Origin of the sequence: Klebsiella sp. KPN54798 (genome assembly GCF_021184225.1) — a bacterium.
Taxonomy (GTDB): Bacteria; Pseudomonadota; Gammaproteobacteria; order Enterobacterales; family Enterobacteriaceae; genus Klebsiella; species Klebsiella pneumoniae.
In genome coordinates, this window is the sequence record NZ_CP089234.1 from 1,515,542 (window position 1) to 1,528,541 (window position 13,000).

Annotated in this window: 12 protein-coding genes; 11 read left to right on the top strand and 1 reads right to left on the bottom strand. The window is 60.8% G+C overall.

Annotated features, from left to right (window positions below; genetic code table 11):
- Positions 1-66 precede the first annotated feature (66 nt).
- The 6 genes from menF (at position 67) to menE (ending at position 7,074) form a co-directional block, all read left to right on the top strand.
- The gene (menF, locus tag LPQ25_RS07535) at positions 67-1,356 is read left to right on the top strand and encodes an isochorismate synthase MenF (protein ID WP_014907162.1); all 1,290 of its coding nucleotides are present in this window, start codon (positions 67-69) and stop codon (positions 1,354-1,356) included.
- An 82-nt stretch (positions 1,357-1,438) separates the two neighbouring features.
- Entirely contained in the window at positions 1,439-3,109 is a 1,671-nt protein-coding gene (gene menD / locus LPQ25_RS07540; RefSeq protein ID WP_004214600.1) for a 2-succinyl-5-enolpyruvyl-6-hydroxy-3-cyclohexene-1-carboxylic-acid synthase, read from the top strand.
- A complete protein-coding gene (menH, locus tag LPQ25_RS07545) occupies positions 3,106-3,864 on the top strand; it encodes a 2-succinyl-6-hydroxy-2,4-cyclohexadiene-1-carboxylate synthase (RefSeq protein WP_014907163.1) in 759 nt (252 codons plus the stop codon). The genes menD and menH overlap by 4 nt, the downstream gene beginning before the upstream one ends.
- A gap of 14 nt (positions 3,865-3,878) precedes the next feature.
- On the top strand, positions 3,879-4,736 hold the full coding sequence (menB, locus tag LPQ25_RS07550; protein ID WP_002913098.1) for a 1,4-dihydroxy-2-naphthoyl-CoA synthase: 858 nt from the start codon (positions 3,879-3,881) through the stop codon (positions 4,734-4,736).
- Positions 4,736-5,701: an o-succinylbenzoate synthase gene (gene menC / locus LPQ25_RS07555; protein WP_014907164.1), complete on the top strand. Its 966-nt coding sequence runs from the start codon at positions 4,736-4,738 to the stop codon at positions 5,699-5,701. Before menB ends, menC begins: the two co-directional genes overlap by 1 nt.
- A complete protein-coding gene (menE, locus tag LPQ25_RS07560) occupies positions 5,698-7,074 on the top strand; it encodes an o-succinylbenzoate--CoA ligase (RefSeq protein ID WP_014907165.1) in 1,377 nt (458 codons plus the stop codon). The genes menC and menE overlap by 4 nt, the downstream gene beginning before the upstream one ends.
- 55 nt (positions 7,075-7,129) lie before the next feature.
- Here menE and nudI read toward each other — a convergent pair whose 3' ends face one another.
- Complete coding sequence (nudI, locus tag LPQ25_RS07565) at positions 7,130-7,555, bottom strand: nucleoside triphosphatase NudI (RefSeq protein WP_014907166.1); 426 nt, start codon at positions 7,553-7,555, stop codon at positions 7,130-7,132.
- 137 nt (positions 7,556-7,692) lie between these two features.
- Between nudI and LPQ25_RS07570 the strand changes: the two genes are divergently transcribed.
- The 5 genes from LPQ25_RS07570 (at position 7,693) to rhmD (ending at position 12,992) form a co-directional block, all read left to right on the top strand.
- Positions 7,693-8,670 carry an Rpn family recombination-promoting nuclease/putative transposase gene (locus LPQ25_RS07570; protein WP_014907167.1) on the top strand — a complete coding sequence of 326 codons (978 nt, stop codon included), beginning with the start codon at positions 7,693-7,695 and terminating at the stop codon, positions 8,668-8,670.
- Positions 8,671-8,944: 274 nt separating this feature from the next.
- Positions 8,945-9,487 carry a YfaZ family outer membrane protein gene (locus LPQ25_RS07575; protein WP_002913070.1) on the top strand — a complete coding sequence of 181 codons (543 nt, stop codon included), beginning with the start codon at positions 8,945-8,947 and terminating at the stop codon, positions 9,485-9,487.
- Positions 9,488-9,589: 102 nt separating this feature from the next.
- On the top strand, positions 9,590-10,786 hold the full coding sequence (locus LPQ25_RS07580) for a nicotinamide mononucleotide deamidase-related protein YfaY (protein ID WP_014907168.1): 1,197 nt from the start codon (positions 9,590-9,592) through the stop codon (positions 10,784-10,786).
- 204 nt (positions 10,787-10,990) lie between these two features.
- Complete coding sequence (locus LPQ25_RS07585) at positions 10,991-11,776, top strand: IclR family transcriptional regulator (protein ID WP_002913046.1); 786 nt, start codon at positions 10,991-10,993, stop codon at positions 11,774-11,776.
- A gap of 10 nt (positions 11,777-11,786) precedes the next feature.
- The gene (gene rhmD / locus LPQ25_RS07590; protein ID WP_014907169.1) at positions 11,787-12,992 is read left to right on the top strand and encodes an L-rhamnonate dehydratase; all 1,206 of its coding nucleotides are present in this window, start codon (positions 11,787-11,789) and stop codon (positions 12,990-12,992) included.
- Positions 12,993-13,000: the final 8 nt, after the last annotated feature.

Genomic DNA, 13,000 nt, shown 5'->3' on the forward strand with positions numbered 1-13,000 from the left:
CATGGGTACTGCTATTCCGCCGTCGAACCCCTTATAATGTGGGGTTTTACTACCGTGGAGGTTTGCGTGCTGTCTGTTTCCACTGCGCTGGCCCGTTTGCAAGACGGCCTGGGCGAGTCTTTTCCAGACTTGCCCGGCACGCGAATTATCGATGTTGCTTTTCCGCTGAATGATGCCTTCGATCCGCTACTATGGTGCGGCCAGCAGGCGCAATGGCCGCAGTTTTACTGGCAGCAGCGCAATGGCGATGAGGAACTGGCGACGCTGGGGGCGGTAAAAACCTTTACCTCGCTCGACGCGGCGAACCGCTTTTTACGCCAGGCCGGCCGGCAGGATCTGCGTATCTGCGGCCTGAATGCGTTTGAACCGCAGCAGGGCAGCCTGGCGCTGCCGCGTCTGGAGTGGCGCCGGTGCGGCGGCAGGGCCGTGCTGCGGCTGGTGCTGCATAGTGATATCTCCCTGCGTGAGGATGCCGCGACGGCCCGCGCGTTTCTCGCCAGCCTGACAACCACTCAGGCGACTCCCGGCGCCATACCGCCGTTGCTGAGCGAGCGCCACTCATCCGACTATCCTCAATGGCAGGCAATGATTGCGCGGGCGACTAAGGCGATCAGCGCCGGTGAAATGGATAAAGTAGTGCTGGCGCGGGCAACCGACCTGCAGTTTGCCGCCCCGCTGGACGCCGTGAGCATCATGGCGGCTAGCCGGCGCAGCAATCTTAACTGTTTTCATTTCCTGATGGCGTTCAATGCCCGGCAGGCGTTTTTCGGCTCCACGCCAGAACGGCTGTGGCGCCGGCGCGGCGCGCTGCTGCGCACCGAAGCGCTGGCAGGGACCGTCGCGAACCATCAGGAAGACGCGAAGGCGCAGCAACTGGCCGACTGGTTGATGAAAGATGACAAAAACCAGCGGGAAAACATGCTGGTGGTAGAGGATATCTGCCAGCGCCTGCAGAGTGAGGCCTCGACGCTGGACGTCCTGCCGCCGCAGGTGGTGAGGCTGCGTAAGGTGCAGCATCTCCGACGCTGCATCTGGACCGAGCTGGCGGCGCCTGACGACAGCCGCTGTCTGCTGCAGCTGCAGCCCACCGCCGCGGTGGCCGGCCTGCCGCGCTGGGCGGCGCTGGCGTTCATTCAGCGCCATGAACCGTTTTCCCGCGAATGGTACGCCGGGTCCGCCGGGTATCTGTCACTGGCGCAAAGCGAGTTTTGCGTGGCGCTGCGTTCGGCGAAAGTGGACCACGACACCCTGCGGCTGTATGCCGGGGCGGGGATCGTTAGCGGCTCTGATGCACAGCAGGAGTGGCAGGAGATTGACAACAAAGCGGCCGGGCTGCGCTCGCTGCTGTGTCCATAAAGCTTGAATGACGATGCATATCAAAACGACGTCACTTTGCCTTATCTATACTTAGCATCAATATTTGATACCGGACAATTTCATGTCAGTAAGCGCATTTAACCGACGCTGGGCGGCGGTGATCCTGGAAGCTTTAACGCGCCATGGCGTGCAGCATATCTGCATCGCGCCGGGCTCGCGCTCGACACCCTTAACCCTGGCGGCGGCGGAAAACCGCGCCTTTATCCATCATACCCATTTCGACGAGCGCGGCCTCGGCCACCTGGCGCTCGGCCTGGCGAAGGCCAGCCGGCAGCCGGTGGCGGTGATAGTCACCTCCGGGACCGCCACCGCAAACCTCTATCCGGCGCTGATTGAGGCAGGGCTCACCGGTGAAAAGCTGATCCTGTTAACCGCCGACCGTCCGCCGGAGCTGATCGACTGCGGCGCGAACCAGGCTATCCGCCAGCCGGGGATGTTTGCCTCCCATCCTGCGCAGACGATTTCTTTGCCGCGTCCCTCGCAGGATATTCCTGCCCGTTGGCTGGTCTCAACCATCGACCAGGCGCTGGGGGCGCTGCACGCCGGCGGGGTGCATATTAACTGTCCGTTCGCTGAACCGCTGTATGGTGATATGGATGAGACCGGCGTGGAGTGGCAGCAGCAGCTCGGCAACTGGTGGCAGAGCGACAAACCCTGGCTGCGCCAGGCGCTGCAGTTAGAGAGCGAGAAGCAGCGCGACTGGTTCTTCTGGCGACAAAAACGCGGCGTCGTCGTGGCGGGCAGAATGAGCGCCGCGGAAGGGAAAAAGGTCGCTGAGTGGGCGCAGACCCTCGGCTGGCCGCTGATCGGCGATGTCCTGTCGCAGACCGGGCAGCCGCTGCCGTGCGCCGACCTGTGGCTGGGCAACGGCAAAGCGGTCAGCGAGCTGGCGCAGGCGCAGATCGTCGTGCAACTCGGCAGCAGCCTGACCGGCAAACGCGTGCTCCAGTGGCAGGCGACCTGCGAGCCGGATGAATACTGGCTGGTGGATAATCTGCCCGGTCGCCTCGACCCGGCGCAGCACCGCGGTCGCCGTCTGCTCTCAAGCGTTGAGCGCTGGCTCGAATTACATCCGGCGGAGAAACGCCAGCCGTGGGCGACGGTGATCCCACAGCTTGCCGGGCAGGCGTGGCAGGCTGCGGTCGCCAGCAACGAGCCTTTTGGCGAAGCGCAGCTGGCGCAGCGTATTCGGCGCTATCTGCCGGAGCAGGGCCAATTGTTTGTTGGCAACAGCCTGGTGGTGCGCCTGATCGACGCCCTGGCGCAGCTACCGGCCGGGTATCCGGTCTACAGCAACCGCGGCGCCAGCGGCATCGATGGCCTGATCGCCACTGCGGCCGGCGTGCAGCGCGCCAGCGCCCGACCGACGCTGGCCATCGTTGGCGATCTCTCCGCGCTATACGATCTCAACTCGCTGGCCCTGCTGCGCCAGGCGTCGGCGCCGCTGGTGCTGATCGTGGTGAATAACAACGGCGGGCAGATTTTTTCTATGCTGCCGACGCCGCAGGACGAACGCCGTCAGTTCTATTTAATGCCGCAGGACGTGGATTTCAGCCACGCGGCGGCGATGTTCGGCCTGGCCTATCATCGCCCTGATGACTGGCCGTCGCTGGATGAGGCGCTGGCCGGCGCCTGGCGCAGGGCAGGGGCGACGGTGATTGAGCTGGCGGTCAATGAGACCGACGGCGCGCAGACCCTCCAGCAGCTGCTGGCGCAGGTAAGTCGCCTGTGATCCTCAGCGCTGCTGTCGACAACGGCCAGCCGGGCTATCCCTGGCTGGTGTTTCTGCACGGTTTTTCCGGCGACCGCAACGAGTGGCGGAAAGTGGGCGACGCCTTTCCCGCCTGGCCGCGGCTGTACCTCGATCTGCCGGGGCACGGCGGCTCCGCGGATATCGCGGTGCAGGACTTTGCCGGGGTCAATACTCTGCTGCAGTCTATGTTTAATAGTTACAACATACATAAGTATTGGCTGATCGGCTACTCGCTGGGCGGCCGGGTGGCAATGAACTTCGCCAGCCAGCCGCGCGCAGGCATGCGCGGGCTGATCGTTGAAGGCGGCCATCCGGGCCTGCAGGATGTAGAGGCGCGGCAGGCGCGGCGCAGCAATGACAGCGCCTGGGCGGAACGTTTTCGCCGCGAGCCGCTTGAGCAGGTCTTTGCCGACTGGTATCAGCAGCCGGTCTTCGCTTCGCTGAATGCCGCGCAGCGTGAGTCATTGGTCGCCTTACGCAGCCGGAACAACGGCGCGACGCTGGCGGCGATGCTGCAGGCAACCTCCCTTGCCGCGCAGGCCGATCTGCACGCGTCTCTGCAGGCACGCGATTTTCCTTTTCACTACCTGTGCGGCGAGCGCGACGCGAAGTTTCGCGCCATCGCGCAGACGCTCGCGGCGGATCTCCATCTTATTCACCATGCCGGACACAACGCGCACCGGGACAACCCGGCGGCGGTGATTGCCTGTCTGGCGCAGATTCTGGCAAGTTAACTGAAGGACATTCTATGATCTCTCTTGATGAAGCAATGCTCTACGCCCCCGTTGAATGGCACGATTGCTCCGAAGGCTATACCGATATTCGCTATCACAAATCGACTGACGGGATTGCCAAAATCACCATTAATCGTCCGCAGGTGCGCAACGCCTTCCGCCCGCTGACCGTCAAAGAGATGATCCAGGCGCTGGCGGATGCCCGGTATGACGACAATATCGGCGTCATCGTGCTGACCGGTGAAGGTGAGAAAGCCTTCTGCGCCGGCGGCGACCAGAAAGTCCGCGGCGACTACGGCGGCTATCAGGACGACTCCGGCGTTCATCATCTTAACGTGCTCGACTTCCAGCGTCAGATCCGCACCTGCCCGAAACCGGTGGTCGCGATGGTGGCCGGCTACTCTATCGGCGGCGGTCACGTGCTGCATATGATGTGCGATCTGACTATCGCGGCGGAAAACGCCATCTTCGGCCAGACCGGGCCAAAAGTCGGCTCATTCGACGGCGGCTGGGGCGCCTCCTATATGGCGCGGATCGTCGGGCAGAAAAAAGCGCGCGAAATCTGGTTCCTGTGCCGCCAGTATGACGCTCAGCAGGCGCTGGACATGGGGCTGGTGAATACCGTGGTACCGCTGGCGGATCTGGAAAAAGAGACCGTGCGCTGGTGTCGTGAAATGCTGCAGAACAGCCCGATGGCCTTGCGCTGCCTGAAAGCGGCGCTGAACGCCGACTGCGACGGCCAGGCTGGTCTGCAGGAGCTGGCGGGCAACGCCACCATGCTGTTCTATATGACGGAAGAGGGGCAGGAAGGCCGCAATGCCTTCAACCAAAAACGTCAGCCGGACTTCAGCAAATTTAAACGGAATCCATAATGCGCGTTTCGCAGGTTTACCGCTGGCAGATACCGATGGACGCGGGCGTGGTGCTGCGCGAGCGGCGGTTAAAAACCCGCGACGGGCTGTTCATCCGCCTGCAGGAGGGGGAACGCGAAGGCTGGGGCGAAATTTCTCCCCTGCCGGGATTCAGTGTCGAGACGCTGGAAGAGGCGCAAATGGCGCTGTTAGCGTGGGCACAGGCCTGGCGCGACGGCGCCGAGCCGCCGCTTCCCACGCAGCCCTCCGTCGCGTTTGGCATCAGCTGCGCGCAGGCGGAGCTTGGCGGCGAACTACCGCAGGCCGCGGATTATCGCGCGGCGCCGCTCTGCTCCGGCGATCCGGATGAGCTATTCGCCAGACTGGCGGCGATGCCCGGCGAGAAGGTCGCTAAGGTCAAAGTTGGCCTCTGGGAGGCGGTCCGCGACGGTATGGTGGTCAATCTGCTGCTGGAGGCGATCCCCGACCTGCAGCTGCGGCTCGATGCCAACCGCGCCTGGACGCCGCTCAAAGCGCAACAGTTCGCCAAATACGTTAATCCGGCGTACCGCCAGCGCATTGCTTTTCTTGAAGAACCTTGCAAAACGCGGGAGGATTCTCGGGCCTTTAGCCGCGAGACAGGGATCGCTATCGCCTGGGATGAAAGCCTGCGCGAGGCGGATTTCTGCTTTGTCGCCGAGCCGGGGGTGCGTGCGGTGGTGATCAAACCGACGCTAACCGGCAGTTTGCAGAAGGTGCAGCAACAGGTCGCCGCGGCGCATGCGCTGGGGTTGAGCGTAGTGATCAGCTCGTCGATCGAGTCCAGTCTCGGCTTAACCCAGCTGGCGCGGATTGCCGCCTGGCTGACGCCGCAGACTATTCCTGGGCTGGATACGCTGGCGCTGATGGGCGCCCAGCTGGTACGGCCGTGGCCCGAAAGTGCGCTGCCGGTGCTCAACATTGATGCGCTGGAGCCGCTGCTGTGACCTTTAACGACTGGCCCTGGCGGCACTGGCGTCAGCGGCGCGGAGAGGCCCTCGCCTTACGTCTGAATAACCAGCCGCTGACCTGGCGGGAGCTATGCGCGCGGGTTGACGCGCTGGCGTCTGGTTTTGCCGCGCAGGGCGTAATGGAAGGGCAGGGAGTGGCGCTCCGGGCCTATAACCAGCCGGAAACTCTGCTGGCATGGCTGGCGCTGCTACAGTGCGGGGCGCGGGTGCTGCCGCTGAATCCGCAGCTGCCAGCGGTGTTGCTGCAGGCGTTGTTACCCGCGTTAACCATGCAGCATCAGCTGGTGCTTAACGGTGATACGCTGCCGGGGAATTTACCGGCGTTAACTCTGCAGGCGGCAGAAGGCGCTTGTGCCGTTTGTTGGCATGGCGATCGGTTGGTGTCGATGACGTTGACCTCCGGTTCAACCGGCCTGCCGAAAGCGGCGGTACATAGCGCCAACGCCCATCTGGCCAGCGCGGCTGGCGTGCTGGCGCTGATGCCGTTTGCCGCAGGAGATGACTGGCTGCTGTCGCTGCCGTTGTTCCATGTCTCCGGTCAGGGGATCGTCTGGCGCTGGCTGCTGGCCGGCGCGCGACTCACGGTACGTGACAAACAGCCGCTGGCGCAGATGCTGCACGGCTGTACCCATGCTTCGCTGGTGCCGACTCAGCTATGGCGCCTGCTGAATGATGATGCTGCGGTTTCCCTCAAGGCGGTGCTGCTCGGCGGCGCGTCGATCCCGGTCGAATTGACTGAACGGGCGCGAAAGCAGGGCATACGCAGCTTCTGCGGCTATGGCCTCACCGAATTCGCCTCCACCGTGTGTGCCAAAGAGGCCGACGGCGCTGCGGATGTTGGCGAAGCGCTGCCGGGGCGAGAGGTGAAAATTGTCGCCGGCGAGATCTGGCTGCGGGCGTCGAGTATGGCCGCAGGCTACTGGCGGGATGGTCAATTGCTGTCATTAACCAACAATGAAGGTTGGTTTGCGACGCGCGATCACGGAGCATTGCATAACGGTCGGCTGACGGTTGTTGGGCGACTGGATAACCTCTTTTTTAGCGGTGGAGAAGGTATTCAACCGGAAGAGGTCGAGCGTGTGATACTCGCCCATCCACAGGTACAGCAGGTGTTTATCGTGCCGCTGGATGATGCGGAATATGGCCAGCGCCCGGTAGCGGTGGTGGAATGCGATGACGGCTGCGAGTTGAGCGCGCTGGCGGCATGGAGCGCTGAGCGGTTAGCGCGTTTTCAGCGGCCGGTGCGTTGGCTGCGGTTGCCGGAAACGTTAAAAAACGGCGGGATTAAGATTTCGCGCCGGGCGCTGTGCGAGTGGGTCAGGCAGCAGACGCATGCGACCGTATCGTAGCCACCCGCATTATCCCGCGGCATAACGCCGGGTGGGTTGAACGCGGTATGCTGGACTAAAGTAGCCCTTTCAGGCTGAGAGTAACGCGGGTGGCGGCATTAAGATCGTAGTTTTTGAGATCTTCGGCTTTGACCCAGGCGTAATCGTCAAACTCCTCGTTGATCGTCACATCGCGATTGGCGCTCACGCAGTTGAAGATGAGATAGATCATGTAGATCGTTTCCTGATGCCCGTCGGGGTAGGTTTTGACGCGGGTATCGTCGCGAAAGCACCATGGCGCGATATGGGTAAGGATGAGTTTTTCGCCGAGCTCTTCGCGTATTTCCCGCCGCAGCGCCTCTTCAATACGTTCCCCTGGCTCCACGCCGCCGCCGGATAAGGCCCATTGCCCGGGAAAAACCCCGCGGTCGGCGGCCATTTTGCAAAGCAGATAATGGCCTTCATTCTCGATCAGCGGGCAAACAATCGTCCTTTGGCGCATGGGTTTTCTCCTGCAGAGGGATGGGGCGGTATGCTGGTGAAATAGTTTGCGAGCCGCCTCGGTAAACTGCAAGCGAAATACAGTTCAGGTCTTGTTGAGTGCTACGTTAAGCGAAAATGATTATATGGAGCACCGCCATGGAAAGGGCGACGAATTCTCCCCACGATGCTGTATTTAAACACCTGCTGTCGCATCGGGCGACGGCCAGGGATTTTCTGGACATTCACCTCCCCGCACCGCTGCGCGCGTTATGTAACCTGAACACGCTGCGGCTGGAGTCCGGGAGCTTTATCGACGACGAACTGCGGGCGAGTCATTCCGATATCCTTTACTCGCTGCAAACGCAGGCGGGGGAGGGCTATATCTATCTGTTGATAGAGCACCAAAGCTCGGCAGACCGCCATATGGCATTTCGCCTGATGCGCTATGCGATAGCCGCGATGCAGCGTCATCTGGATAAAGGGCATACGCAGCTGCCGCTGGTTATCCCGCTGCTGTTTTATCATGGTCGCGTTTCTCCCTGGCCTTACCCAATGTGCTGGCTGGCAGGCTTTGCCGATCCGGACATCGCGCGGCGGATCTATGGTGAAGATTTTCCCTTAATTGATATCACTAGCACCCCGGACGATGAAATCATGCGCCACCGGCGCGTGGCGATGCTGGAGCTGCTGCAGAAGCATATTCGCCAGCGGGATTTGATGGACCTGCATGAGCAGCTGGTCAGGCTCCTGGCGCTGGGATACACTAGCCGCAGGCAGCTTAAGACGCTGTTGCACTATTTATTACAGGCAGGAAACGCCGCCGATCCGGTTGCTTTTTTGCGCCATCTTGCGCAAAACGTTCCCCGGCGGCCGCATAAGGAGACGCTAATGAATATTGCCCAGTTTCTGGAACAACGCGGCCATCAGCAAGGATTAAAGCAAGGTCTTGAACAAGGTCTACAGCAAGGTATCGAACAAGGTATCGAACAAGGTATCGAAAAAGGTATCGAGCAAGGTGAGCAGCAGACCGCGGAGCGTATCGCCCGGGCGATGCTTGCTAACGGACTCGACCTGTCGCTGGTGGCGAAACTGACCGGCCTCGCCCCGGAATGTCTGGCCCGGCTGCAGCATTAATTATTCCCTTATCCACCCGCGCCGCGCCGATCGTGCGGCGCCAGCTCTCTGTTTTCGTCAATGTGTCAGCGTTAATCATAATAAACATGAATATTACTGGCGTTGAATAGGCTGTTCGTGGTTCTGGCTACGCTCGATGCCGTAAAAATACGCAACTGGTTACACTCTTGTGAAAATTCATTTCGCCAGGTCATTGATTCCTGATGGGTGCGCAGTAGAATTTTCAGGTTTTTTCGGGACTTCTTTGATTTTAATTTTCTGGATAGAGTAAATAATGAAAAAAAGCATTTTTATGGCGCTGGCGGGCGTGATGATGGTTTCTTCGGCGGCCCATGCGATTAGCGTTACCGGTGAAGCCGGCGAGCATTACACCAACCTTGGCGTCGGCTTCGGCACCGAGTCCACCGGCCTGGCCGTTTCGGGTAACTGGCTGCACAGCGATAACGACGGCGACGCCGCGGGTTTAGGCCTGGGACTCAATATTCCGCTGGGGCCGTTCCTCGCGACCGTGGGTGGTAAAGGTATTTACACCAATCCGAAACAGGGCGATGAAGGTTATGCGGCCGCGGTCGGCGGCGGCCTGCAGTGGAAAATCGGCGACAGCTTCCGCCTGTACGGCGATTATTACTACTCTCCGGATTCGCTCTCCAGCGGCATTGATAGCTACCAGGAAGCCAACGTCGGCGCCAGCTGGACCATTATGCGTCCGCTTAGCATCCAGGCCGGCTACCGTTACCTGAACCTGGCGGGCAAAGATGGCAACCGCGATAACACCATCGCCGACGGCCCATACATCGGCGCCAGCGCCAGCTTCTAATCTCTTCCGGCGCGGCATCTTCTTGCTGCGCCAGATTTTCCTCCTCGTCAGCATCCCGCTTTGCGTTATAGTATTTCTCACCTGGCAGGCAAGGAGTGAGCAATGTTGAATGTGGAAATGCTGTCCACCGGCGATGAAGTGTTGCATGGTCAAATCATTGATACCAATGCGGCATGGCTGGCGGATTTCTTTTTTAATCAGGGTTTACCGTTAACGCGCCGCAATACCGTTGGCGACGATCTCGATGCGCTGGTGGCGATTCTGCGCGAACGCAGCGAACAGGCGGATGTGCTGATCGTCAACGGCGGCCTCGGCCCAACCAGCGACGACCTGAGCGCGCTGGCCGCCGCCACTGCGAAAGGCGAGGGGCTTATTTTGCATCCGGAGTGGCTGGAAACCATGACCCGCTTTTTTGCCGAGCGCGGCAGGCCGATGGCGGAAAGCAACCGTAAGCAGGCGGAAATCCCGGCCAGCGCCGAGATGATCAACAACCCGGTCGGTACGGCCTGTGGCTTTGCCATCCAGCTCAACCGCTGCCTGATGTTTTTCACTCCCGGGGTCCCCTCTGAATTTAAGGTGATGGTCGAGCAGGAAATTTTACCGCGCCTGCGCCAGCGCTTTACGCTGCCGGACCCGCCGGTATGCCTGCGTATGACCACCTTTGGCCGCTCGGAGAGCGAGCTGGCGCAAAGTCTTAATCCGCTGACGCTGCCTCCGGGCGTGGTGATGGGTTACCGCTCGTCGATGCCGATCATTGAACTCAAGCTAACCGGACCGGCCAACCAGCGCGACGCTATGCTGGCCCTGTGGCCGGAGGTGCGTAAGGTAGCTGGCGACAGCCTGATTTTCGAAGGTACGGAAGGGTTACCGACGCAGATCGCCCGCTGTCTGCATGAGCGGCAGTTGAGCCTGACGCTCAGCGAGCAGTTTACCGGCGGCCTGCTGGCGCTCCAGCTGTCCCGCGCCGGCGCGCCGCTGCTGGCCAGCGAAGTCGTTCCGGCGCAGGAGGAGACGCTGGCGCAGGCGGCCCGCTGGGCGGCCGAGCGGCGCATAAACCATTTTGCCGGCCTGGCCCTGGCGGTGAGCGGTCAGGAAAACGATCATCTTAACGTGGCCCTGGCCACCCCGGACGGCACCTTCGCGCTGCGGGTGAAGTTTAGCGCCACCCGCCACAGCCTGGCGGTACGCCAGGAAGTCTGCGCCATGATGGCATTAAACATGCTGCGTCGCTGGCTGAATGGCCAACCGCTGGCCAGCGAACATGGCTGGATTAACGTGGTGGATTCCCTCTCGCTGTAAGTCATTCCCCCCGGCGCACCGTATCCTCGGGGCGCCGGTCGTCCAACCTGTTGTACTCCTCTGAAAAAATTCTGTGCGTTAAGTCGCAATTTTCTGCTGCGAACGGTCCAGTATACGGGAAAACGATTGCCCCGCGATGTCGCTCACACTTTACCGCCCGGACAATCGCAACACTGATTCCAGTATTCAGGATTGGAGTCCAGTATGTTGGAATCAACGAAAGTCCCGGCGCTGACCCGCGCGATTGAGATCCTCAATTTAATTGGCCGCATCGGCCCCTGCAGCGCGGCGACGATAATAGCGGAGCTGGGGATCCCGAAAAGCACGGTGTATCTGCTGCTGGGCGAGCTGAAAAAGCAGCGCTTCATCAGTATGGATAATCAGGATAACTACTGCCTGTGGACCAAGTTGGTGGAGCTGGCCGGGCAGGCGCTGAGCAAAATGGACCTGCGCGAGCTGGCGCGGCCGCGCCTCACCCGGCTGATGGATGAGTGCGGCCTGCTTTGTCACTTGGGCATTATCGATCAGGGTAACGCCTACTACATTCTGAAAATTGAGTCTCCCGCCACCATCAGCGTGCGCTCGCATGAGGGTAAGAGCCTGTCTCTTTACCGCTCCGGGATCGGCAAATGTTTGCTGGCCTGGCAGCCCGCCAGCGTTCAGGCGTCGATTATCGAAGACCTACAGTGGGAGCGGGCCACGCCAACGACCATCACCGATGCTCAACAGCTGCGGGAGGAGCTGGGGCGGATCCGCGCCCGGGGCTGGAGCTTTGATAATGGCGAGGACTATCCGGATGTGCGCTGCGTGGCTGCCCCGGTATTTAACGCCAATAACGACCTGACCGCCGCCATCTCGGTGGTGGGTACCCGTCTGCAAATCAATGAAGACAATCGCGATTACCTGGCTGGTAAGGCGATTGCCTGCGCGAAAGATATTTCACGTCTGCTGGGGTGGAAAAGCCCCTTCGAACAACTCGCCTCATCATAAGGAGAACATCATGACCCTACCGAAAATTAAACACGTCCGCGCCTGGTTCATCGGCGGCGCCACAGCAGAGCAGGGCGCCGGCGGCGGCGATTACCATGACCAGGGGGCTAACCACTGGATTGACGATCATATCGCCACCCCGATCAGCAAATATAAACAGTATGAGCAGTCCCGGCAGTCGTTTGGCATCAACGTGCTGGGGACGCTGATTGTGGAAGTGGAAGCCGGCAACGGACAGACCGGCTTTGCGGTGTCGACGGCCGGGGAGATGGGCTGCTTTATCGTCGAAAAACATCTCAACCGCTTTATCGAAGGCAAATGCGTCAGCGATATCAAACTGATCCATGACCAGATGCTTAACGCCACCCTTTACTACGCGGGATCCGGCGGCCTGGTGATGAATACCATCTCCTGTGTCGACCTGGCGCTGTGGGACCTGTTCGGGAAAGTGGTTGGCCTGCCGGTCTACAAACTGTTGGGTGGGGCGGTGCGCGACGAAATCCAGTTCTATGCCACCGGCGCACGTCCGGACCTGGCGCAGGAGATGGGCTTTATCGGCGGCAAAATGCCTACCCACTGGGGGCCGCACGATGGCGACGCCGGGATCCGCAAAGACGTCGCCATGGTGGCGGATATGCGCGAAAAATGCGGCCCGGATTTCTGGTTAATGCTGGACTGCTGGATGAGCCAGGACGTTAACTATGCCACCAAACTTGCCCATGTCTGCGCCCCTTATAACCTCAAGTGGATCGAAGAGTGTCTGCCGCCGCAGCAGTATGAAGGCTATCGCGAGCTGAAGCGCCAGGCGCCGGCCGGGATGATGGTGACCAGCGGCGAGCACCACGGCACGCTGCAGTCCTTCCGCACCCTGTCGGAAACCGGCATCGATATTATGCAGCCCGACGTCGGCTGGTGCGGCGGCTTAACCACCCTGGTGGAGATCGCGGCCATCGCCAAAGCGCGCGGGCAGCTGGTAGTGCCCCACGGCTCGTCGGTTTACTCACATCATGCGGTGATCACCTTTACCAACACGCCGTTCAGCGAGTTTCTGATGACCAGTCCGGACTGCGCCACGCTGCGCCCGCAGTTCGACCCGATCCTGCTCGGCGAGCCGGTGCCGGAGAGAGGGCGCATTCATAAATCGGTCCTGGATAAACCCGGCTTTGGCGTCGAGCTCAATCGCGACTGCAACCTGAAGCGTCCTTATCAACACTGATTGCGTCA